The 22,796-nt window shown below is 31.3% G+C and carries 22 protein-coding genes; 2 read left to right on the top strand and 20 right to left on the bottom strand.

Annotation, left to right across the window (positions count from 1 at the left end; all coding sequences use genetic code 11):
- Position 1 precedes the first annotated feature (1 nt).
- The 8 genes from C8C87_RS02675 to C8C87_RS02640 form a co-directional block, all read right to left on the bottom strand.
- Positions 2 to 1,003: a glycosyltransferase family 2 protein gene (locus tag C8C87_RS02675; RefSeq protein ID WP_121341018.1), complete on the bottom strand. Its 1,002-nt coding sequence runs from the start codon at positions 1,001 to 1,003 to the stop codon at positions 2 to 4.
- Positions 991 to 1,815, bottom strand: a complete 825-nt coding sequence (locus tag C8C87_RS02670; protein ID WP_121341017.1) for a glycosyltransferase family 2 protein — start codon at positions 1,813 to 1,815, stop codon at positions 991 to 993. Before C8C87_RS02670 ends, C8C87_RS02675 begins: the two co-directional genes overlap by 13 nt.
- A gap of 3 nt (positions 1,816 to 1,818) precedes the next feature.
- Positions 1,819 to 2,535 (bottom strand): class I SAM-dependent methyltransferase, encoded by a 717-nt coding sequence (locus C8C87_RS02665; protein ID WP_121341016.1) that lies wholly within the window; start codon positions 2,533 to 2,535, stop codon positions 1,819 to 1,821.
- A complete protein-coding gene (locus tag C8C87_RS02660) occupies positions 2,536 to 3,276 on the bottom strand; it encodes a class I SAM-dependent methyltransferase (protein ID WP_121341015.1) in 741 nt (246 codons plus the stop codon).
- A gap of 73 nt (positions 3,277 to 3,349) precedes the next feature.
- The gene (locus C8C87_RS02655) at positions 3,350 to 4,609 is read right to left on the bottom strand and encodes an ABC transporter ATP-binding protein (protein WP_121341014.1); all 1,260 of its coding nucleotides are present in this window, start codon (positions 4,607 to 4,609) and stop codon (positions 3,350 to 3,352) included.
- A gap of 73 nt (positions 4,610 to 4,682) precedes the next feature.
- Positions 4,683 to 5,552, bottom strand: a complete 870-nt coding sequence (locus C8C87_RS02650) for an ABC transporter permease (protein WP_121341013.1) — start codon at positions 5,550 to 5,552, stop codon at positions 4,683 to 4,685.
- A 793-nt stretch (positions 5,553 to 6,345) separates the two neighbouring features.
- Complete coding sequence (locus tag C8C87_RS02645) at positions 6,346 to 8,340, bottom strand: tetratricopeptide repeat-containing sensor histidine kinase (protein ID WP_233549996.1); 1,995 nt, start codon at positions 8,338 to 8,340, stop codon at positions 6,346 to 6,348.
- Between the two features lie 136 nt (positions 8,341 to 8,476).
- A complete protein-coding gene (locus C8C87_RS02640) occupies positions 8,477 to 8,704 on the bottom strand; it encodes a hypothetical protein (protein ID WP_099713389.1) in 228 nt (75 codons plus the stop codon).
- A gap of 112 nt (positions 8,705 to 8,816) precedes the next feature.
- Between C8C87_RS02640 and C8C87_RS02635 the strand changes: the two genes are divergently transcribed.
- Complete coding sequence (locus C8C87_RS02635) at positions 8,817 to 9,491, top strand: response regulator (protein WP_121341011.1); 675 nt, start codon at positions 8,817 to 8,819, stop codon at positions 9,489 to 9,491.
- Between the two features lie 178 nt (positions 9,492 to 9,669).
- Here the strand turns inward: C8C87_RS02635 and C8C87_RS02630 are convergent, their stop codons facing one another.
- The gene (locus tag C8C87_RS02630; RefSeq protein ID WP_121341010.1) at positions 9,670 to 10,104 is read right to left on the bottom strand and encodes a hypothetical protein; all 435 of its coding nucleotides are present in this window, start codon (positions 10,102 to 10,104) and stop codon (positions 9,670 to 9,672) included.
- Between the two features lie 351 nt (positions 10,105 to 10,455).
- Between C8C87_RS02630 and C8C87_RS02625 the strand changes: the two genes are divergently transcribed.
- On the top strand, positions 10,456 to 11,196 hold the full coding sequence (locus tag C8C87_RS02625; protein WP_121341009.1) for a tyrosine-protein phosphatase: 741 nt from the start codon (positions 10,456 to 10,458) through the stop codon (positions 11,194 to 11,196).
- Positions 11,197 to 11,272: 76 nt separating this feature from the next.
- Here C8C87_RS02625 and C8C87_RS02620 read toward each other — a convergent pair whose 3' ends face one another.
- From C8C87_RS02620 to C8C87_RS02570, 11 genes are all read right to left on the bottom strand, one after another.
- Positions 11,273 to 13,240: a nucleoside-diphosphate sugar epimerase/dehydratase gene (locus C8C87_RS02620; protein WP_121341008.1), complete on the bottom strand. Its 1,968-nt coding sequence runs from the start codon at positions 13,238 to 13,240 to the stop codon at positions 11,273 to 11,275.
- 146 nt (positions 13,241 to 13,386) lie between these two features.
- Positions 13,387 to 14,532: a DegT/DnrJ/EryC1/StrS aminotransferase family protein gene (locus tag C8C87_RS02615; RefSeq protein ID WP_121341007.1), complete on the bottom strand. Its 1,146-nt coding sequence runs from the start codon at positions 14,530 to 14,532 to the stop codon at positions 13,387 to 13,389.
- 102 nt (positions 14,533 to 14,634) lie between these two features.
- Positions 14,635 to 15,207 carry a sugar transferase gene (locus C8C87_RS02610; RefSeq protein ID WP_121341006.1) on the bottom strand — a complete coding sequence of 191 codons (573 nt, stop codon included), beginning with the start codon at positions 15,205 to 15,207 and terminating at the stop codon, positions 14,635 to 14,637.
- Between the two features lie 47 nt (positions 15,208 to 15,254).
- On the bottom strand, positions 15,255 to 16,208 hold the full coding sequence (locus C8C87_RS02605; protein WP_121341005.1) for a UDP-GlcNAc--UDP-phosphate GlcNAc-1-phosphate transferase: 954 nt from the start codon (positions 16,206 to 16,208) through the stop codon (positions 15,255 to 15,257).
- 51 nt (positions 16,209 to 16,259) lie between these two features.
- On the bottom strand, positions 16,260 to 17,129 hold the full coding sequence (gene rfbA, locus C8C87_RS02600; protein ID WP_121343269.1) for a glucose-1-phosphate thymidylyltransferase RfbA: 870 nt from the start codon (positions 17,127 to 17,129) through the stop codon (positions 16,260 to 16,262).
- A 40-nt stretch (positions 17,130 to 17,169) separates the two neighbouring features.
- Entirely contained in the window at positions 17,170 to 18,216 is a 1,047-nt protein-coding gene (rfbB, locus tag C8C87_RS02595; protein ID WP_121341004.1) for a dTDP-glucose 4,6-dehydratase, read from the bottom strand.
- Between the two features lie 95 nt (positions 18,217 to 18,311).
- Positions 18,312 to 19,169 carry a dTDP-4-dehydrorhamnose reductase gene (gene rfbD, locus C8C87_RS02590; RefSeq protein WP_233549995.1) on the bottom strand — a complete coding sequence of 286 codons (858 nt, stop codon included), beginning with the start codon at positions 19,167 to 19,169 and terminating at the stop codon, positions 18,312 to 18,314.
- Positions 19,159 to 19,713, bottom strand: coding sequence for a dTDP-4-dehydrorhamnose 3,5-epimerase (gene rfbC / locus C8C87_RS02585; RefSeq protein ID WP_121341003.1), 555 nt, complete (start codon positions 19,711 to 19,713; stop codon positions 19,159 to 19,161). The genes rfbD and rfbC overlap by 11 nt, the downstream gene beginning before the upstream one ends.
- 117 nt (positions 19,714 to 19,830) lie before the next feature.
- Positions 19,831 to 20,664, bottom strand: coding sequence for a glycosyltransferase (locus C8C87_RS02580; protein ID WP_121341002.1), 834 nt, complete (start codon positions 20,662 to 20,664; stop codon positions 19,831 to 19,833).
- Positions 20,665 to 20,686: 22 nt separating this feature from the next.
- Positions 20,687 to 21,394 carry a glycosyltransferase family 2 protein gene (locus tag C8C87_RS02575; protein WP_121341001.1) on the bottom strand — a complete coding sequence of 236 codons (708 nt, stop codon included), beginning with the start codon at positions 21,392 to 21,394 and terminating at the stop codon, positions 20,687 to 20,689.
- A complete protein-coding gene (locus C8C87_RS02570) occupies positions 21,391 to 22,701 on the bottom strand; it encodes an O-antigen polymerase (RefSeq protein WP_121341000.1) in 1,311 nt (436 codons plus the stop codon). Before C8C87_RS02570 ends, C8C87_RS02575 begins: the two co-directional genes overlap by 4 nt.
- Positions 22,702 to 22,796 lie beyond the last annotated feature (95 nt).

The following is a 22,796-nucleotide window of genomic DNA, read 5'->3' as shown; positions in this document are numbered from 1 at the left end:
CTTATATGGTGTTTTTAGAAAACATTTTATTGATTCGTAACTCAATATTTTTTTTGAATTTATATTTTCTAATAAACGTTCTAAATATTGAAATTAAGAGTGAAAATCCTTTAATTTTTTCTTGATTTCTAACAAAATAAAATGCTCTTTCATATTTTAAGTCATTACTGATTTGTTTATTAATTTTTAAAATAGTTGGCAAATTATTCGGTTTTTTACCCAATAAAAAAGCTTTCATTTTTTTCCTGACATTAATATCAATTCCATTATAGGATGCAAATTTTCCGCTTTTGTGAGCCATAGTAATGACACTTGTAGGATGATATCGATAAGAATTTAAAGTGGTGCTTTTAAATGCTACTTTATTGTTTGTAATTAATTTCATGTAAAACAACCAATCACCATAATACCTTAAAAAAGAATCTGTTTCTAATTCCCCTAAACTAACAGCATTTCTTTTTCTAAACACAACACCACTGGCATTAGGAATGACATTTCTATAAATCAAGAAACGTTCAATAAAATCATTTCCATTTAAAATAAAATTTTTCAAAAAGAATGTTTTGTCAAGACTAGCCGTATGGTTTAACCAATCTCCTGTATGAATACTAAATTCATCTACCCTCTTTGATTGACAGTACGACAATACTATTTCCTCATCTTTAATTAATGGCTGAATCAATTCCTCCAGAAAATTTAGTTCACAAAAATCATCTGATTCCGCAATCCAAATATAATCCCCTTTTGCCAAAACCAATCCTTTATTCCATTGAATAAATGTATTTCCAGAATTTGTTTCATTAAAAATACAATGACTTACTTTTGGATCCTCAGCATACTCTAAAAGGATTCCTTGACTTTTGTCAGTACTGCAATCATCCAATAAAATTAATTCAAAATTAGAATACGTCTGATTGAAAATACTTTCTAAACGTTCTTTTAAATAGTTGTAGTGATTATAATTGGGAACAATTATAGAAACTAAAGGAGTTATTTGTTCCATAAACGTTTTTTTATTCTAAACAAAATTATAAATAATAAATCTTTACTCGTTTTAACTAAAACCGATTCACTATTTAATTTATCTATATCTAAATTTCTAAAAAAAGCTTTAGTATATTGCTCATGATATTGCCTGCTATATTTTTTAACAATATAGTCTTGGTTTTGCACAATAATTTTATCAGTAAATAACTGACTCATAGTGTTTTTCGAAACAAAATATTTAAAAGCAATTTTATTTAAGTGATAAAACACAATGTTTAAATTTCCTAAAGCTATCCAAAACTCCCAATCTTCATGACCTTGATAAGGCATGTTTTCATCATAACCTCCTACTTCTTCCCAAAACTTCTTTTTGTAAATTGCACAGGCGTCAATATAATTATGAACCAACATTTTCTCCAATTTATAATCATCTACTTCCCAAAAACCATTCTTTTTACCAAAATATTGCGCGTGACCGTACACAACTCCAATATTAGAATTAGCCTCAAAAATAGAAATAGCATCTTGAACAAAACTCTCTTCAACTTGATTATCGGAATCAAGCGGTAGTATAAAAATTCCACACGATTTGTTGATTGCAAAATTTCGAGTTTTACCCAAACCTTCATTCTGCTTTGTAAAATATTTAAATCTATCGTCTTTATTAATCCAATGCAAAGCAATTTCCTCGGTCCCATCTGTTGACCCATCGTTTACAATTATGGCTTCCCAATTTTGATATTTTTGATTCAATACAGATTCCAACGTAGTATCCAAAGTAGCTTCAGAATTAAAACAAGGAATAATTATTGATAAAATTGGTTTCATTTATTATTTTTTTCTTGCTACAACAACATAATTCATTGTGTTTATGGCATTTAAATCTTTCGCATCTAAATAACTAAACACTCTATTAACCAAGATCTGTAATCTCAGCTTACGAAATAAATATTTGATTCCTCTAGCTACCTTATGGGCATTCGGATTTCTAAATTCAAAAGTATGATTTATGACTTGTCCAAGAGTTGCCCATGCACCTCCATTAGAAACAATTTCACATACTTCAAAGCCTGCTTTTTCTAAAATATATCTAAACCCGTGTTTTGTAAATCTAAAAAAATCATAGGGCTCTTCATGTAAATTCCAGTACATCGGACCAGATAAAATGAAATACCCATCTTTTTTTAACAATCGGTAAGCTTCATTTACTAAGCCCTGATGATCTTCTACATGTTCTATAACTTGAGTCGATAAAACAGTATGGAAACTAGTACTTTCAAGAGATATATTATTTGCTTCACACAAAACATCTACTTTATTAGAACTCGATTGTATTATATCACATCCTATGTATTCCGAGACTCTCCCTTTAGTCCATGATTCATAGGGCTTATTGCCACAGCCAATATCTAATAATTTACCTGTAGCATAAGTTTCAATTGCCTTATATAAATCACGATGGAATGACAGATACACGAGATAATTTGTATTAGAAATATTTATTTCCTCAACATCCTCAAGTCTTGCAAGATTTTCTGCTCTTTCCATTTAATATAATTTTTTATCTCTTAGATAATATTTAAAAATCTCTAACGGATTATTTAATATTTTTTCTAATCTATCAGCTTTTTGACATTTGTATTCTAATAAATCAGGATGAACGTATGAATTAAAATTATTCATTTTCTCACTAGTTATTAAATCAAATTTAGAATTATCAATTTCTGTTTTTTTTATAAATATCAAAATATTTTGTCTGTACCACCAACTAATTTTATGATTATTCCAAATTTTGTGTCTTAAAAAATCAACACACTGATAACCATTTTGAGAAAAAAGATCAATCCAATACTCATTATATTGTTCGTTATAATGCATTGTACCTTCTTGACCAGGAACTGCTGCCGAGAACAATATTATATCGCTATGCAAACACATAGAATCAATAAAAATTTTAGCATTTTCAGGAAAAATATGTTCTGCAACTTCAAGTGAGATTGCTAAATCAAATTTCTTTTCTAAATTGTAAGAAGTATTTAAATCATAAGCTTTAAATTTATTTTGGTCAATAACTAAATCTTTTGGTTTTACATAATCGCCATCTATTCCAAAAACTTCACATTGATTTTGCTCAAATATAGATAACCAAGTTCCAAGTCCACAGCCAATATCTAAAACAGTTTTAGGTTTAAAATAGGACAAAAACAGAGGCACAATCTCATTCGCAGAATCTATCGAGTTTTGAAAGTGCACTTTATGAAAATTATCATTATAATCTACGGGTGTCATCTTTTATATTTTTTTGTTCAATTTATCAGGGTTATTAATAATTTAAAGAAACTAATGATTTTAGTTTCTTTTATTAAAAAGCAATCCATTTTCCATTATCAATATATTGACAAACATTTTTTTGCCAACCCCATTCTGGTTCCTTCATACCTATCATATCTACTTCAAATGAGCAACAATTAAATTCTTGAAATTTTGTTTTTGTTTTTGTTTCGGCTAAATGAACGATAATACTATAATTCCCTTTATATAGTGCTAATTTGTGATACGTAAAAGAAAAACGATTCAATCCTTTTGACCTACAAATTTCAGTGTGAATATCAAAAATATAATCATACAAGATTGGAACCTGTAAATGATTCAAAATCTGAAAAGATAATGCCATATTTTCTACCTCCTTATCAGGCATTGTAACTTCAAAGTCAATAGTAAAAGATTTATTACTCCCTTGCAAAGTTCCTCCTTCAGAAGTTAAAATTACAACTTTAGTTACAGTTGGCTTATCTAATAACGATTCTTGTGTAAAAACATTTCCGGAATTTTGCATGGAGGAATAGATTGTAATTGCTTTATTGGTTTCTTCAAAAGCAGCTATTTTACCATTCGACAGGATAATTGTTTTATTAGTAAGAGTACTTATTGCACTCAAGTCGTGACTTACAAACAAAATCGTCCTTCCTCCATTTTGCGAAATATCCTGCATCTTACCAATGGCTTTCTTTTGGAATTCGGCATCACCCACAGCCAAAACCTCATCAACAATCAAAATATCCGGTTCTAGAAATGCAGCTACAGCAAAAGCCAAACGCACATACATCCCGCTACTATAGCGCTTTACAGGTGTATCAATATAACGCTCACAACCGGAGAAATCAATAATTTCATCAATCTTAGAGGCTGTTTCTTTTTTAGTCATTCCTAAAATAGCCCCATTTAAGTAAATGTTTTCCCTGCCCGTCATTTCGCCGTTAAATCCGGTTCCCACTTCGAGTAAAGAAGCTACACGACCCCCAAACTTAATACTGCCCGTGGTAGGAGCAGTAACTCGGGACAGTATTTTAAGTAAAGTGGATTTTCCTGCTCCATTCTTCCCTATAATGCCTAAAATTTCACCACGCTCCACTTCAAAATTAATATCCTGTAAAGCCCACACATAGTCACTGGTCCCTTTAGTACTTCGATCATTAGTATCCCCTATTTTCAAATACGGATTCTCCTTCCCGCGCACATGATGCCACCAACGATTCAAATCATGCGTCAACGTTCCCGTACCCACTTGACCCAAGCGATATTGCTTGGAAATATTCTCGACTTTTAATATAATATCTTTCAATGGAGGTATAATTGGTTAACTGCTTATTCGGTTAATCTTGTAATCGATAATAATAATAATAATAATAATAAATTTAAACTGTATCTATAAAACTCTTTTCGGTTCTATTAAATATGAGCACTCCTACAAAAAAGACTACTACGGTAACCAAAAACGTATAGCCTAATCCCCAAATAGAAATGTGTCCTACATTCAATAACATATAACGAGCAGTTTCTATTGTATAGGCTAAAGGATTATATTGAACCAACCAGCCATAAGCAGGTAATTTTTCTTTGATTAATGCCATAGGATACATCACCGCCGACAAATACATTAGCAATTGTACGCCGAAACCAATTAAATTACTGAAATCCCGATATTTAGTAACCAAAGATGAAATGAACATTCCCAATCCCAATCCTAAAACCCCCATCAGTACAATTAGAAAAGGGAAGAATACCACCGAACCATTTAGTCCAATTGTAGCGCCTTTTAGATAATAGAAAATATAAAATGCTATAAATATCAGAAACTGAATTCCAAATTTAATCAAATTAGAAATCACTATGGAGATAGGTACAATTATCCTTGGAAAATACACTTTCCCAAAAATACCAGCATTGGCGCCAAAGGTATTTGAGGTCCCTGTTAGACAAGCCGTGAAATAATTCCAAACCGTGATTCCTGCCAAATTGAACAAAAATGGAGGTACCGTTCCGGTATCAATTCCTGCTACATTATTAAAAATAATGGTAAAGGTTACAGAAGTAAACAAAGGCTGAATCAAATACCATAGTGGTCCTAAAACCGTTTGTTTATAAACCGTCACTACATCTCTTTTTACAAAAAGCAGCAGCAAATCACGGTATTGCCAAACTTCCTTGAGATTAAGTGAAAAGAATTTGTTTTTGGGCGTTATTTCAAACAGCCATGTGGTATTTGTATCTTCGGTGTGGTTCATGGATTGATGTTAAAACACTGATGTTAATTTGATCATCTCGAACATATCATTTAGAGGACAGTTGAAAAACTAGACACTTTTCTTTATATTAACTAAACAGTATCATTTCGAAGCAAATATAAATAATTTGTATTAGGTATTTCCTTAAAAAAAGGAGTCCTTTCGTATTTATTTTGAGGCAATATCTTGTTTTAATTAATGAACAAAATGATAATCTTCAAAAAAACGGAATTTCCGGATACGCTTCGCTGTTCTTACTAACAGTATTGCCGGCAAAGCTAAGCTGTTAATAAGAGTTATTTTTCAGCGAATATACTATTCATTTACAAATAACCACAGCAATTAATAATCTATCGACAATATTGATAGATTAGTAACGGGATTCATACTATTTTTACCTTAATACATACATAGCCTGACCTGAGTCTTTATCAAACTATCATTCTAGTGATTTTATAAAAGAATAATGGTAAATTTTCGACTCCCGCTTTAGTAGATTAGAGTAAAACTAAAATTATAAAATAGTATCGTACTACCCGCAACTCGCACTTATATTTTTTAAACAAAATCACGCTAAGAATTTAAGCGTTGGTCGAAGGGAGTGAGCCCAGAGCTGAATGAATAGCACAAAAGACTGGTGTAGCTATAGAAAAATTTGTTCGATGATTTTTGGTGTAAAAATATTCAGGTTTGAAATCAAAGATTGATGAATATTTTTTGCTTCCTTTTTAACAAGGAATTGCAAAGATATCTTCAACAGAACGTGCTTATTAAATACTAACTAAGATAAAGTTTAAAGATTAAACTCCACTTCAATTTTTGTTCCTTCTCCAATTTTTGAAGTAATGCTAAATTGACCTTTTAAAGAATTCGCTCTTTCTTTCATATTATTTAATCCAATACCACCTTTTATATTTTTAACATCAAATCCTTGTCCGTCATCAGTAATACTCAGTTGTAAAATATCGTTTCCTTTTTTCTGAATTTCAACTATACATTTTTTTGCATTAGCATATTTATTGACATTTAGAATAGCCTCCTGAATAATACGGTATAAATTGATCTTGTATATATTTTGAACAGTATCCCATTCAAATATTTCATTATTTACATATTTAAAATGGGTACTGCTAAACTCTTTTTGATTCTCGACCAAACTTGTCAACAACACATTAAAATCATTCCCATCAAAAAAAGAGCCCCGACTTAAGTCATGCGATATCGTCCTGAGCTCACCCTCAATATTTTGCAATTCAGATATATATATTTTTCTTTTCTCAATTGTTTCCTCGTCTGTTAAAGAATTAAAAAAACCTAAATTCATTCGGACACCATAAATTTTATTCATGATACCATCATGCAATTCCCTTGCTATTCTAGACTTCTCATTAAATTTTGCAATATCAATTTTTTTATTTTGTTCGGTTAACAGTTCGTATATTTCTTCATTAGCACTTTGCTGTTTCTTAAAAAACTGTAACTCTTTATTTCTATATTTTAAATACCGTAAAACAATAATTACAATCAGTATTAAAACCAGCACAAATGAAATAATTAAAATGTAAAAATTATTCTTAGTCAAAACTTTATTTTCATCCTCGATCCTGGATGTTTCATATTCAATTCTGGCATACTTATTATGTGCATTTTTTTGAACCAGATTAATACTGTCACTTACTTTAATATATTCATTTGCATAAAACAATTGGTTTTTCTTATCTAATTGAGATAACAATTTCAGTGAAGCTAAAATTTCGTTACTATTCTTAATTTTAATGGCTAATTGTTTCGCTTCTTTTAAATTTTGAATTGATTTGCTGGTATCTTTCTGAGTTAAAAAATACTCCCCTAAATGTATTTTTTTATACAAAATATCCGAAGTAAGTCCTATACTATCGACAATACGTAAGGATTCAAAAAGCATGGATTCAACATTTTCATAATCCCCATTTTTCATCTTAGAGTAAGCCAAATTGCTTAAAGCATTCGCATACAATCTGGGTGATTTCTTTTTTAAATCTTCGAAACGCAAACTTTGTAATTTTTCTATAGATTTGGAAAATTCCCCTTTTAAATCATACAAATTACAGATATTAATAACAGAAATTAAGTTGTAATTATGTATTAGATCTTTGTCTTCACCACTACTTCTCAATTTCTCTAAATCCAGTAAGGCTAAATTATGATAGCGTAAGGCTTCATCATAATTAACAAATTTCTCTAAACAATTACCCATTAACGTATGACAAGAATAAATCAAACGGTGATTGGTAGAATTTTTCAAATACTGTAATGCTTTAGAAATTTCAACTTCACATTCTACATAATTTCCGTCATAAAATAAAACATAGGCTTTATTGAATAGCATTCGCGCTATACCATCATAATCATTCATTTTATGGTATAATTTTTCTGCTTGTAAATAGTAAAAGTAAGCGCTGTCACTTTTTGAGTTTTGATAACAATCGCCCACATAATATAATGCCTTCGAAATTCTGACACTATCGTTAGCCTGCTTGGATAGTTGTAAAGCCTTTAGACTAAAAGATAAAGATTTTTCTAAATTATTGATGTAGTAATATTCCGTTGCGACTTTTAAGTGGGTCTCTCTAACAATGGAATCATTTTCTTTGGACTCTAATAAATCACCTATTGAGTCTAAGTATGGCTCTTTTTTATTTTTTTCTAAAGCGTCAAAAAAACTTTTGTTAAATAAAATAGTATTGTTTTTTGCATAGGCATCTGAATCATTCTTTTGGCATGAAAAAAAAAAGAATAGTGGAAGCAAACAGATTATTTTAGTAAGAGTACTCAAAATGCAATTATTATTTTATAACGTCAAATATACTATATTTTAAAACAAGAAAACCATATAGCTTATTTAAACCATATGGTATTCTTATTACAATTAAGCATGTCTTAAACTATCTTGGCCTTGGAGGTATCGGATTAATTGGATCACCATCTAACTCCGTGGAGCCCAATTTTACTGTAGTGGAATCAATGTTTTTTATCGGCAAGTCGGTTTTCAAAACAGACTGGGGAATCGTTTTAAAATCTCTGGCTTGAACCTCTAAACGCTCCTCATCATTTGAACAGGAATAAGTTAGTAAAGAAATCAAAACAAGTCCGGTGATGCATAATTTTTTCATATAAACGTAGGTTAAGTTAAACAATCATTGAATACAAATAAACATCTTTGCTTTCTTTAAATATTACGGTTATACCGTAATATTTAATTAATTTTACAATAAATTCGATGAAATGAAGACGCCCCTTACTATTTTAATCGTTGATGATCACCCGATGACAGTTGACGGCTATAGTAATATTTTGTCTGTTAGTAACTTCCAAGAAAGAACACCTAATTTCATAAGGAGTTATAATTGTGAAGATGCGTATAACAAAATATTTTTTTATCTAAATCAAAATACAACTATTGATTTGGCATTATTAGATATAAGCCTTCCTCCTTATATAAAGTTTAATATTGAAAATGGTGTAGACCTCGCTTCACTAATCAGGAAAAAATTCCCAAATTGTAAAATCGTCTTGCTTACCATGCATGGTGAACCCTTGGCTGTCGATAAAATAATAAAAGACATAAACCCGGAAGGTTTCGTTTCTAAAAATGATATTAATTTTGAATTATTTCCTATTATTTGTAAAAAAATTATAAATGGGGAAATATACAAAAGCCGTACTATTATAGAATCGCAGAAAGAACTGTTGGATAGAAATATTAATTGGGACAAACATGATAGCCAGATTTTAATACTAATTTCAAAAGGTATTAAAACGGTGAATCTTCCCAACTATATTCCGCTTTCCATGAGTGCCATAGAAAAAAGAAAAGCAAATATAAAAGGACAGCTATTAATGGGAAAAGGCAGCGACAGCGACCTAATAAGTATAGCTAAAAAATTAGGATTAATATAAATGCAACACAAGCAAACAACTCCTTGAACATGCTATGAAACGCATTATCAGGAAAGATTTATTTGGAAAATCAAGGGCAAAATCGAAAATTCAAAACAGAAGACAATATTAGGTTGATCAAAACTAAAAATCGTAGAAGCAATTATTCCAAAATATGATATCCTATTGTTTCTTGAATTCATAGCTTACTAATTCCATGATTCATTCTCTTCACAACTAATTTACCGGCAAAATATGCCATAGGAATATAAGCTCCTACTAGATCAACAACAGTAAACCAATTGGGCGAAGGAAGCATAAAAACACTGGCAATACCTCCCAGCAGGAAAAAGATTCCAACGCTGAATGCAAATTTCATTTTATGGGTTGCTGCAATCAGAGCAGCCAGAAATGCACCTGCAAAAGTCCCAACTGCATGAGCTAAAAACGGAAAAATAAAATGCTTGGGTTGAAATAAATACATGGACGCTTTTAGACCTTCAGTAGTGGTAACATCAGCGCCGTTAGGTGGTGCAATAATTGAACCACTAATCATGATAATTCCCATGTTTACTGAACTCCCAATGACAATTCCAACTAGGACTGCCAAAATGTTTTTAATGATTGGATTCATGCTCGTTTTTTTTTAGTTATTAAATTGGCTTGAAAACTAAGCTAAAAATAACTTTCTGTTATCATTTAACTTCCAAAATACAAAACCATTCTCCTGTATATCGTCAATTATGATAATCACGTATTACAACTATTACTCTAATTATCACCCAATAATAGCTTCCCTTGAAGTCTTTGTTTTTAAAGAATAAAATTACAATACATAATAAAAGTACCTAATTTTTCAGGATTTCCAATATCAATCGGTAAAAGTATCACTTTACGAAAATTCATAACATAAAACTAAAGATTGAACACTCAAAACGGAACACTAATTTCTAAAAATTCGAACACTTTTTATTAACTTTGCAGTATGTTAACATTCTTCAGGTCAAAACCCATACTTAAAGATTTAATTCCAGCGCATCATATCGATATACACTCTCATTTGTTACCGGGTATAGATGATGGCGCAAGAACTTTTGGAGATACGCTAAGACTAACTCAAGCACTTCAAGACATTGGAATTTCAGAGTTTATTACAACACCGCACATTATTCAACATGTTTGGGACAACACTCATGAACAAATTTTAAATAAAAAAACCACTACAGTTTTAGAACTGGAAAAGAACAACATTACAGTTCCATTTAAAGCGGCTGCCGAATATCTTATGGACGATCAGTTTGTACAACTGTTCCAATCAAATAATTTATTGACTTTAAAAGATAACTACGTTCTGGTAGAAATGTCATACATCAACCCTCCAATTCAGCTGTATTCTATACTATTTGATTTACAAGTAGCGGGTTACATTCCAGTATTGGCACATCCGGAACGGTACTTATTTTATCATAATAATTTTAATGAATACCAGAAACTAAAAAGAGCGGGCTGTTTATTCCAGCTAAATTTATTATCCGTGGTTGGGTATTATGGTACTGCAATTACTAAAATTGCAGATCAATTATTGCAAAAAGGCATGTATACCTATGTAGGTTCTGATGTACATCATGACAATCATATTGCCGCTTTCAAACAAAAAGTAAATCTTAAAGATTTAACACCACTTAAAGAAGCAATAGATAATAATCAGTTCTTTAAATTAGATTAAATCTGATTGTTTTATAAAGAAAGAGCCCAAAGTAGTTTACTTTGGGCTCTTTCTTTATAATCTATTAAATCTTTTGCTACCTGTCTAACAATTCAAAAGCGGAATTCATACTTTTAAACTCAGGCACAATTTGCTTCATTTTCAGAACAATTTCATCGTTATCAAAATGATTTGCAATATTTATAAGCTCCTCAACATCAGCACTCAAAGCCTCAAAATCATCTAGAATTTCTTCAGATATCATAATTTTTTCATGATACGTTGGAAGTGTTTTTGAGGTATCATTCAGTAATTCTTCATATAATTTCTCACCGGGCCTCAATCCTACAATTTGTATTTTGATATCCTTTTCTGGTATAAAACCGGCTAACTTAATCATCTTTCTAGCCAAATCGATAATTTTAACTGGCTTACCCATGTCAAAAATATAAATCTCTCCTCCATTACCCATGGCTCCTGCCTCTAAAACTAATTGACAGGCCTCAGGTATGGTCATAAAATACCTGATAATATCGGGATGTGTAATGGTAATAGGCCCACCATTTGCAATTTGCTTGGTAAATAATGGAACAACAGAACCATTAGAACCTAATACATTTCCAAAGCGAGTGGTAATGAATTTTGTAGCATTTTTTTCACCATTATGCTTATTCTTCAATTGTAAAGACTGCACATACTTTTCAGCAATTCTTTTGCTGGCTCCCATTACATTGCTTGGATTTACTGCTTTGTCAGTAGATACCATTACAAATTTTTTGACTTTGTAAAAGCACGACAAATCAGCAAGAATTTTTGTGCCTTCTATATTGGTAAGAATCGCTTGGGAAGGATTTTCTTCCATCAACGGAACATGCTTATAAGCTGCGGCATGAAAAACAACTTGTGGCTCATATTTTTTAAAGACACTATTCATCGCTTCTTTATTCCTTACATCAGCAATAACAGTATGCATTTTTGAACTGGAATTTAAACCACTCATCTCCAAACTCATGTGATGCAATGGTGTTTCAGCCTGGTCCAAAATAACAACTACTTTAGGACTAAAACCTAACACTTGGCGAACAATTTCGCTGCCTATGGATCCTGCCGCACCGGTAATTAAAACGGTCTTATCTTTTAATTGTTTGGATATCGATTTGTTATCTAATACTATAGGCTTTCTTTCCAGTAAATCTTCAATTTGAATATTCTTTACTTTTTGGGAAATTTCTTTTTGATTCTCCCAATCGGAAATTAATGGCACCGTAAACACATTGTAATTAAATTCTAAACATTGGTCAACAATAATTAATTGCTCTTCTTTTGACAAACTTTTATCAGCAATGATAACCGCTTGAGCATTTACGGAACGCATTAATGGTGGTAATTTTTTCTTTTTAATCAAAATTGGCAAATCCAGCATACGCTTTGTTGCATTTTGATTATTTTTATCGACAAACCCAACAATTTTAAATCGGGAGGGTGTTTCAAATTTTAATGCATTAGCTACTGATATGGCATTGGCATCAGTACCGTAAATTATGGTTCTTATTAATTTATTTGTCCCTTGTTCTGAAAAATAGATCTCAAAAGTTTGTTTGATTATTACTCGATATAAAAATAATCCACAAAAGGAAAGTACTATATTTATAAAGAAAGCAGTATTTAAAAATGCTTTCTCTCCATGCAACAACTCGTAGGCAAAATTAAAAAAGAGAAATAACACTAAAACTGCCATTTGTGAAAACAAAAGCTTAACGGCATCAATATAAGAAGAATGCCTGATGATTCCGGAATAGGTTCTAAACAGCCAAAAAAAGAAAATATTTACACCAAACAAGGCACCTATAAATCTGAAGCTATGTGGAGTAATAACATAGTCTAAACCAGTTCCCTTAAAAATAAGAATGGTAAAAAAAAACGATAATACCAAAACCGAAAAATCCATCATAACAATAATCCATCTGGGTAGATAGCGCAAATTATGAATGCTGAATTTCAAGTTTTCTCTTGAAAAAAAATTAGGGTTTACTGATGATGAACCCTGGCTTTTAGTAGTACTCAAAATAGATATATTTTTAACATTACTTGTTTTACTGAAGCAAAAATAACGATTAATAAATGGATAAAAGCAAACAAATAAATTGAATTTTTAAATTAATTAGTCAAAAATAGGCAAACTACATCGTAATAGTACTGTTTACAAACTAGTTACTTTCTCTTTCTAAATAGTTTCAAAATAACATTCTTTATTCTATCGCAATCTGCTTTTGTCAGATTACACCCTGAGGGTAAACAAAGTCCGTTATCAAAAAGAGTAGCTGCAATACTGCCACCATAATAAGGATAATTGCAAAAAACAGGTTGCAGGTGCATGGGTTTCCACAAAGGTCGGGATTCAATATTTTCTTCTTCTAGTGCCAATCTTACTATCTCACGGGTAATTCCATTAGTTTCTTTTGGATGTATTAAAATAGTGCTCAACCAATAATTAGCTTCATAATTTGTATTCGGCACTTCAAAAACGGCAACACCTTTTATATCCTTGAATAATTCCGCATAAAAATCATGCATCGCTCTTTTTAAACCGATATGCTGACCTAACACTTCCATTTGCCCGCGTCCAATACCGGCACAAATAGTACTCATCCTGTAATTATATCCTATTTCACTATGCTGATAATGAGGCGCATCATCTTTGGCTTGTGTCGCTAAAAAAACAGCTCTTTCCTTTAGAGCTGCAGAATTAGTTATAATGGCACCACCACCTGAAGTAGTTATAATTTTACTTCCATTAAAAGAGAAAACAGCTACATCGCCAAAAGTACCACACTTTTGACCTTTATAACTGCTTCCCAAAGCCTCAGCACTGTCTTCAAGAATGGGAATAGCGTATTTGTTTGCAACTGCCCTTATGGCTTCTATTTTATACGGAGTACCATATAAATGTACTGCAATAATTACTTTTGGCCTAACACCTTTAGAAATACTGTCTATAATCGCTTCTTCTAATGCGATGGGACACAAATTCCATGTTTCTGATTCACTATCAATAAACACTGGAGTTGCTCCCAAGTATAAAATAGGATTAGCAGAAGCTGAAAAAGTCATACTCTGGCAAATTACGACATCTCCCGCCTGAACCCCTAAAAGAATTAATCCCAGATGAATGGCGGCAGTTCCTGAATTTAAAACGGCAACATGATGCGATCCTAGATACGTTTCCAAATCATGCTCAAAATAATCTAGGTTGGGTCCGAGTGGAGCTATCCAATTCGAATCAAATGCTTCTTGGATGTATTTTTGTTCGTTACCTCCCATACGGGGAGCCAAAAGCCAAATTTTGTTTGTTTGCATCTTCTAGAAAATAAAATCTATAGAAATTAATCTTGCTAAAGTAATAAAAAACTGCTCCATAAATCTGACTGAAATACTATATTCTTTTTACTATCGATTGTGCTATTTTTTAAAAAAAGTAAACCAAACAGTTTTCAAAATAATTAGTATATCTCCACCAAAACTTTGATTGTAGTAATACGCTAGATTCAGCCGTACTTTATCCGGAAAAATAACACTATCATTATAAACTAAAGGCAACTCCTGCTGCTGCAACAAAAGCTCCTCTTTATTATATTTTATGGAAGCCAAACTGGTTAATCCAGGCTTTAATTCTAATATTTTGCGGTTTACACCTTCTAACAAATCATAATAACCCGGTACATCTGGTCTTGGACCCACCACGCTCATGTCTCCTTTTAAAATATTAAAGAGTTGCGGCAATTCGTCTAATTTATAATTTCGAAGCAGCTGACCTATTTTGGAAATAAGAGCCTCTTCTGGAGGTGATGAAATTGGAATGGTACGGAGTTTATATATTTTAAATTTCTTACCATATTGACCAATACGCTCTTGGATGAAGATTCCATTCGTCCGCGTATCGATAACAGCCAGCAGCCAAGAAATCAATACAACCCAAAAAAATAAGAAAAGTGTGAAGAGGGAAAAAATAATATCAAAAAGACGTTTTATCATACCTGTAAAGTACTTTATTCTTGATAAGAATACAAGTGAAAAACGGATTAAGAATTCCCTAGAATCATTTTACGAGTAACGAAATTTCGAACAAGTAAATAAATAAAGGTCAGTAGCAGTAAAAATCCAACCATAAAAAACAGGGTTAGGTACCCATTGGTATCCATATAAATAACCAATCCATTTATTCCTAATTGGAACCCAGCATAAATAAAGGCTACTAAAATATGGGAATAGCCCATTTCATTAGCCAAATATTGGTACAAATGGGAGCGGTGTGGCTGAAATATATTTTCTTTTTTAAACAATCTGGTGATAATGGTAATAATTGCATCAATTCCATAAACTGAAAAGAAAAGAATATATCCAAATTGTCCTGAATCTATAATAGTTTTTATCATAAAATACCCTAAAAAAAGTGCCATACTGATACTGCCAACATCACCTGCAAAGGTTTTTGCTTTTTTTCGAACATTAAATAATCCAAAAGCCAAACAAGATAATCCCACAGTAATCAGTAATGGTAAACTAGCTTCGTTGATTGATAAAAAAGAAAAACTAGCTATAGCTGTCAAGGCATACAAAACAGTTATTCCATTAATACCATCCATAAAATTAAAAGCGTTTATCCAACCTATCAACAATACAAATACAATGGGAAGTAGCCATAAAGACTCGTAAAATAAATGCAACTCATAAAAAACCAACCCAACAGCAATCACATGTGATACAAATCGCGGTAATTGTGCTAATGGCTTGATATCGTCAATAAAACTAACTACAGCAACCAACACTACGGCAAGTGTTATTGGCCAAGAAATGTATCCCAATAAAAAAGCAATACTTATAGCTATTGGAAAAATAATTCCACCACCTCTCAAAGTAATGGAAGTATGTGACGATCTGGAATTGGGCTTATCGATAATATTGTATTTATCCGCTATTTTAAAATAAAAAAGCTCAATACCAACAAATAAAAACAATAATGCAATGTAAACCATATTTTTTAACGCTATGTAATAATCTTAAACTGAACACTGATTACTGAACACTTACAACTTATGCTTCAACAATCCTAAAAGATACTCACCATAACCTGACTTTTTCAAAGGCTCAGCTAATTCTTTAAGTTGTTGTTCCGAAATAAAACCTTGTCTCCAGGCGATTTCTTCGATGCAACCTACTTTCAGCCCTTGACGCTCTTCAATAACCTGTACAAATTGCCCAGCCTGCATTAAACTATTAAAAGTCCCGGTATCCAACCAAGCTGTTCCTCTGCTTAAAATACCCACTTTCAAAGCTCCTTTTTCCAAGTACACTTTATTAACATCGGTAATTTCATATTCGCCACGAGCACTTGGCTTGATATTTTTGGCAATTTCGACTACTGAATTATCATAAAAATACAATCCGGGTACCGCGTAATTTGATTTGGGTTCCAAAGGTTTTTCTTCGATCGAAAGTGCTTTAAAATTAGAATCAAACTCAACTACACCATAGCGCTCCGGGTCAGAGACGTGATACGCAAATACTACCCCACCGTCCGGATTGGTATTGGATTGCAACAACTCATCCATATTAGAACCAAAGAAAATATTATCCCCTAAGACTAAAGCTACACTATCATTTCCTATAAATTCTTCCCCAATAACAAAAGCTTGAGCTAATCCGTTTGGGATAGCCTGCTCTGCATAACTGAATTGACAACCTATTGCAGAGCCATCTCCTAATAACTTCTTGAAATTAGGTAAATCATGAGGCGTAGAAATAATTAATATTTCATGAATCCCAGCCATCATCAAAGTAGACAACGGATAATAAATCATGGGCTTGTCATAAACAGGCATCATTTGTTTGCTCATCGCTAAAGTTAATGGGTGCAAACGGGTTCCTGAGCCTCCTGCTAATATAATTCCTTTCATCTTTTTTTTGACTTTTCGTCTTTCGACTTTAAACTTTTGACTAATTATACTGTTTTTCGTAATAAGTGGCATACTCCCCGGAAGTGATATTATTCAACCAGGTTTGATTTTCCAAATACCAATTTACGGTTTTTTCTAACCCTTGTTCAAAAGTAACCGACGGATTCCATCCGAGCTCTTTGTTTATCTTAGAGGCATCAATGGCATAGCGCAAATCATGCCCGGGACGGTCTTTTACATAAGCGATCAATTGCTCAGAGGTACCGGAAGGTCTTCCTAATTTTTCATCCATTATTTTGCAAAGCAACTTCACTAAATCAATGTTTTGCCATTCATTAAAACCGCCAATATTATAGGTGTCATGGTTGACACCTTCATGAAACACTAAATCAATCGCTACGGCATGATCTTCAACAAAAAGCCAATCACGCGTGTATTTCCCATCACCATAAACGGGTAATGGTTTGTTTTGAATGATATTATTGATAAACAAAGGAATTAATTTTTCCGGAAAATGGTAAGGCCCATAATTATTGGAACAATTCGTCAATACATAAGGCAAGCCATAGGTCTCTCCATACGCTCTTACAAAATGATCCGAACTCGCTTTAGAAGCAGAGTAAGGAGAATTAGGATCATAAGCTGTAGTTTCAGTGAATAATCCTTCAGCACCCAAACTTCCATAAACCTCATCGGTACTGATATGGTAAAAACGTTTTCCTTCATAATTACCTTGCCAAATAGTTTTAGCAGCGTTTAACAGATTCATCGTTCCTATAACATTTGTTTTCACAAAAGATAACGGATCAGTTATAGAACGATCAACATGAGATTCGGCAGCTAAATGCAAAACCCCATCAAATTGATGCTCAGCAAATAATTGATCTATAAATGTAGCATCAACGATATCTCCTTTTATGAAAGTATAATTAGGCTCTTTTTCTATATCAACAATATTTTCCAGATTCCCGGCATAGGTAAGTGCATCCAAATTAAAAATTTGATATTGAGGATATTTCTTCACAAAAAGCCGCACCACATGCGACCCAATAAAACCGGCTCCACCGGTAATTAGTATTTTTTTCATTATTATTTCTATATTTTAATATTCGTCAGTTCTAGTGATTTTATAAAACAGTTATGGCAGTTATATAAAATTGTATAGAGAACTATTGAAATATTTTAAACGTTAAACATTTTTTCTAAACTTTCTTTATACTTTGGCACTACAACTTCAAAAGTATCTTTTATTTTAGTTTTGTCCAATAAAGAATATTGAGGGCGTTTTGCTGGTGTTGGATATGCGGAGGAAGAAATTCCGCTGATTTCACAATCAAAACCTCCAATTTCTTTTATTGCCAATGCAAATTCATACCAACTGATCTCTCCTTCATTGGAAAAATTATAAATACCTGCTTGCCAATTATCATGTGTTAATATTATCATGATAGCTTGAGCCAAATCTGCGGCATAAGTAGGACTTCCTATCTGATCATTTACAACATTTAAGCTATCCCTTTCTTGCATCAATCGGGACATCGTTTTTACAAAATTATTTCCAAAACTGGAATACACCCAAGAAGTCCTAATAATAATTGTAGTTGGATTTTCTTGCAAAGAGGCCTTTTCCCCTGCCAGCTTAGTCAAACCATAAACATTAATAGGATTCGTCAGAGCAGTTTCAGTCAAAGCTGTAGCTGCAGTGCCATCAAAAACATAATCGGTAGAAACATGTATCAATTTACAGCCATTGGCCTGACTCCATTTTGCAATTACAGCAACTGCTTGGTGGTTTAAAACATCTGATAGTTCTCGCTCAGACTCTGCTCTATCCACAGCAGTATGGGCAGCACAATTAATGATAAATTGTGGATTAATTGTGGTTAATTTAGTTTCTAAAGCTACTAAATCACACAAATCCAGTTCTTCTCTATCTGTAAAAACCCATTCAAACTGAGTATAGTTTTTTGACAATACAGCCAATTCAGAACCCAATTGTCCTTTGGCTCCGGTAACTAAAATTTTTTCTTTATGAATCAAAACTCCAATCTATTTCGTTAAAACTAGGTAAAATTAAATCCTTTTCTGAAACAATAACTTCATTTGGCTCTAATTGCCAATCAATAGCCAAAGTAGGATCATCGTAACGAATCCCTCTTTCACTTTCCTTATGATACAATTGATCTACTTTATACATAACTGAAGCTGTTTCGCTCAAAACCGAAAAACCATGAGCAAAGCCATGAGGAACCATCAATTGTTTTTTATTATCCGCACTCAAAACAATACTAAAATGCTGCCCATAAGTAGGGGAATTTTTTCGTAAATCTACTGCGACATCAAGAATTTCTCCTTGTAATACCCGCACTAATTTAGCTTGAGCAAAAGGATTAATTTGTAAATGCAATCCACGAATCACCCCGCGTCTAGAGAAAGACTGATTGTCTTGTATAAAGGGATATTCAATTCCATTCTCATTAAATTGAGCTTGATTGTAAGCTTCAAAAAAATATCCTCGGGAATCCTCGAATACAGTTGGACTAATAACTACTAAATCTTGTATAGTTGTTTTTTCAATTGTCATAGTGTAATTTTATTAAAAACTATTCTTAATATATAAATTGGATTTTTATTAATGTTTTAATTTTATTTTTTCAAAAAGAAATAGCTCTTAAAAAGTGGCTTACTTCTAGCAAAAAAATTATTTATTTCTTTTAGCGAACTCAATATCTTTGATTGTTTTTTTATTAATAAAAGTCCTTTTTTTATCAAAAACCCATCCCCACTTATTATAATAGTAGAAAGCGGAAGTAAAGTACATTTTTAAATTTGCCAAAGTTAAAAATGATTTAAATAAATGATCATGATAAACTATTTGATTTGGATAAAATAAAGTCTTAAAACCCGCATCATAACATCTTCTAGTGATATCTAAATCTTCCATATGCATAAAAATTTTTTCATCAAATCCATCTATTCGCTCTAAAACCGCGGTTCTAAAAACCATAAAACAACCGGATAGATAAGGGACTTCCATAATAGTATCATATCCGCTAAACCGCAATTCAAATCGATCTGAAATGTTTTTTTTCAGGTTCTGTAGTGGCAGAAAACGTCTCGCAAAAAAAACGAAGGGACTTGGAATTAATTTTGCCAGATATTGAATTTTACCATCTGGATATAGAACTTTGGGCATTACTAAACCAATATTATCATCACCATCCATAAAAGAGATAATATCTTCTATAACACCTTTCCCATAATATATATCTGGATTTAAAATCAAATGATACTTTGTTTTATCAGAATACTTTCTGATAGCAATATTATGTGTAGAACCATAACCGGGATTAGAAGGGTTATGAATATATTCTACTCTGGAATCTTTTTTAATATCGTTTAAATCATTACTGGGGGAATTATCAATTAATACTAATCTTACTTGTAGACTGGTATTAAGGAAACTATCAATAGCATCTAAAAGCTGCTTCCTGTCATTTTTATAAATTACTAAACTGCAAACTATATCGTACATATTTTATTTTAGAATCATTTTTTTAAATTAAAAATCTTACAAAAAGATAATACACAGTAATAATTCTAAATGATACTTTTTTTAAAAAAGAATATTTACTAATACCCGAACTAGTATGCGAGGCGTTTTTAGAATGCTTTCTATAATTAATAAGTTTATTTTTATTATAATTAACAGAAAAATATAATTCAGCATTGATGCCAATCCAACTGTCATGCATAGGAATATGTTTTGGAAAAGGTAAAATCTTATTTTTAAGTTCCTTTTTGAAGGCCATACAACATCCTATATAACTATTATTGATTAAATTATTTATAATTCCTTTTTTAGAATTATTAAATTTGAAAAAAGAATTATAAATAGTTTCTTTTGTATCAGAATCAAAAATCAAACAATCAGAAAGAACTAAATCATATCCTTCTTGAAAATCTGCAACACAAAGTTCAATCTTATTATTGACCCAAATATCATCTTGATCGCATAAAAAAATGTAATCTCCTGAAGCTTTTGTTAAAGCATTTTCAAAATTACTGATTAGTCCTTTTCCATTACCCTTAAAAATTTTTATCCTATCATCTTTAAACTCTTTTATTATTTTGAGAGTATGATCTAAAGAATTATCATCAGATATAATAATTTCATCATTACTTCTTAATTGTAATAGTACAGATTCTATTTGCTCTTTAATAAATTTTTCGCCATTGTATGTGGCTATACAAACAGAAATCATAATTCTAGTTTTTTATTTTGAAAACCACTAATAAGAATTTTATTAAAAAGCAATCCTAACCAAATAAACATAGTGTTAAAATAATTCACAAACATCCCCATTAAAATGCAAAATAGAATTATACTAAATTTAATGATTGCTTCAGGATATTTTTCTTTAAACTGGCTAAAATATCTCGAAGCTAAATAACCATATAATGAAATTATAACAAAAACTCCCATTAACCCATAATCTAAATAAGGGTCAATTAAAAATGTCCCTACTCTTCTTTCAGAATCCAATTCTGGAATCCTTTGAATAACGTTTAACTTCTCCATGAAAAACAAGGATGTAAGTGGCCTAAAAGTATAAGTACCAAAGCCTAAATAACCCATTTTATTACTAAAATTGACCATCTCATCTAATACTGAAAATCTTTTAGAACTATATTCAACAAATACAGCCTCAAAAAGAGAGACGTTATCATTTTTTATTCCTGAAACAGCTCTAAAATATTCAGCTGCAGAAATTGACATTTCTGAATCTAATCTCAAATATCCAATAAAAAAAAATAATATAACGATTGCAATTATTGACTTGAACAAAAACATCAAATTCAATTTATTATAAAAAGAATAAGACATAAAAAAAGACAGTCCCAACAACAAAAAAGTTTGTTTACTTAGATAATTAAATAATATTAATAACGATATAAAAACAAAAAATCTATATTCACGTTTAGAAATAACTGTTTCCTTCAAATATATATATGCCCATGCAGGGATAAATCCCATCAAAGTTATAAAATAATGAAGAAAGGGTATTAATTTAGCATTAGTTTCATTATAAACATCCAATCCGGAAAAATTCAAAATTGGAATATAACCAAAAATTAAACATTCTGCTACAAATGTTAAAAAAGCCATGATACAAATAAAATAAAAAAAAATCCTTTTCAAATTATTGTCTAAAATAAATAATTTAACGGGTTTGTAAGAATAACTAAGTGAAGCAAATAATATATATATTACTATAGAAATATTAATAACTAAAAATGTATTTATTGAATAAGTCACTTGCTCATCTGAAAGTTGTATAAAGCTATAGGATAATAAAAATAAAAAAGGCACAAAAAGAGAAATAGGATTAATCGGACTTTTAAACCTAATACGTGACAAAAAAAAAGCAAAAGTTGCTATGCTGTAATACGATGAAAAATATAAAACTTGTGTATGATCAACACCAAGATTAATATACCTATACGTTAAAAGTAAACCTACTAATAAACATATCCCTATTTCTCTAAACAAACTCGAACTGATGTTCATATAGTATAAATATATAATGAATACAAAAAATTAATTTTTATTTTATCTAGAATGAATTCAATAGTTTTTTTTATAAAAAACATTTTATTAGAAAA

This window comes from Flavobacterium sp. 120, from assembly GCF_003633605.1.
In the GTDB taxonomy this organism is placed as follows: Bacteria; Bacteroidota; Bacteroidia; order Flavobacteriales; family Flavobacteriaceae; genus Flavobacterium; species Flavobacterium algoritolerans.
This window is presented reverse-complemented; position numbering and strand designations above follow the sequence as displayed.

Coding starts and splice junctions, on each gene's coding strand:
- C8C87_RS02675 (WP_121341018.1), bottom strand. CDS start 1,003: ATGGAACAAATAACTCCTTTAGTTTCTATAATTGTTCCCAATTATAAT.
- C8C87_RS02670 (WP_121341017.1), bottom strand. CDS start 1,815: ATGAAACCAATTTTATCAATAATTATTCCTTGTTTTAATTCTGAAGCT.
- C8C87_RS02665 (WP_121341016.1), bottom strand. CDS start 2,535: ATGGAAAGAGCAGAAAATCTTGCAAGACTTGAGGATGTTGAGGAAATA.
- C8C87_RS02660 (WP_121341015.1), bottom strand. CDS start 3,276: ATGACACCCGTAGATTATAATGATAATTTTCATAAAGTGCACTTTCAA.
- C8C87_RS02650 (WP_121341013.1), bottom strand. CDS start 5,552: ATGAACCACACCGAAGATACAAATACCACATGGCTGTTTGAAATAACG.
- C8C87_RS02640 (WP_099713389.1), bottom strand. CDS start 8,704: ATGAAAAAATTATGCATCACCGGACTTGTTTTGATTTCTTTACTAACT.
- C8C87_RS02635 (WP_121341011.1), top strand. CDS start 8,817: ATGAAGACGCCCCTTACTATTTTAATCGTTGATGATCACCCGATGACA.
- C8C87_RS02630 (WP_121341010.1), bottom strand. CDS start 10,104: ATGAATCCAATCATTAAAAACATTTTGGCAGTCCTAGTTGGAATTGTC.
- C8C87_RS02625 (WP_121341009.1), top strand. CDS start 10,456: ATGTTAACATTCTTCAGGTCAAAACCCATACTTAAAGATTTAATTCCA.
- C8C87_RS02615 (WP_121341007.1), bottom strand. CDS start 14,532: ATGCAAACAAACAAAATTTGGCTTTTGGCTCCCCGTATGGGAGGTAAC.
- C8C87_RS02610 (WP_121341006.1), bottom strand. CDS start 15,207: ATGATAAAACGTCTTTTTGATATTATTTTTTCCCTCTTCACACTTTTC.
- C8C87_RS02605 (WP_121341005.1), bottom strand. CDS start 16,208: ATGGTTTACATTGCATTATTGTTTTTATTTGTTGGTATTGAGCTTTTT.
- rfbA (WP_121343269.1), bottom strand. CDS start 17,129: ATGAAAGGAATTATATTAGCAGGAGGCTCAGGAACCCGTTTGCACCCA.
- rfbB (WP_121341004.1), bottom strand. CDS start 18,216: ATGAAAAAAATACTAATTACCGGTGGAGCCGGTTTTATTGGGTCGCAT.
- rfbC (WP_121341003.1), bottom strand. CDS start 19,713: ATGACAATTGAAAAAACAACTATACAAGATTTAGTAGTTATTAGTCCA.
- C8C87_RS02580 (WP_121341002.1), bottom strand. CDS start 20,664: ATGTACGATATAGTTTGCAGTTTAGTAATTTATAAAAATGACAGGAAG.
- C8C87_RS02575 (WP_121341001.1), bottom strand. CDS start 21,394: ATGATTTCTGTTTGTATAGCCACATACAATGGCGAAAAATTTATTAAA.
- C8C87_RS02570 (WP_121341000.1), bottom strand. CDS start 22,701: ATGAACATCAGTTCGAGTTTGTTTAGAGAAATAGGGATATGTTTATTA.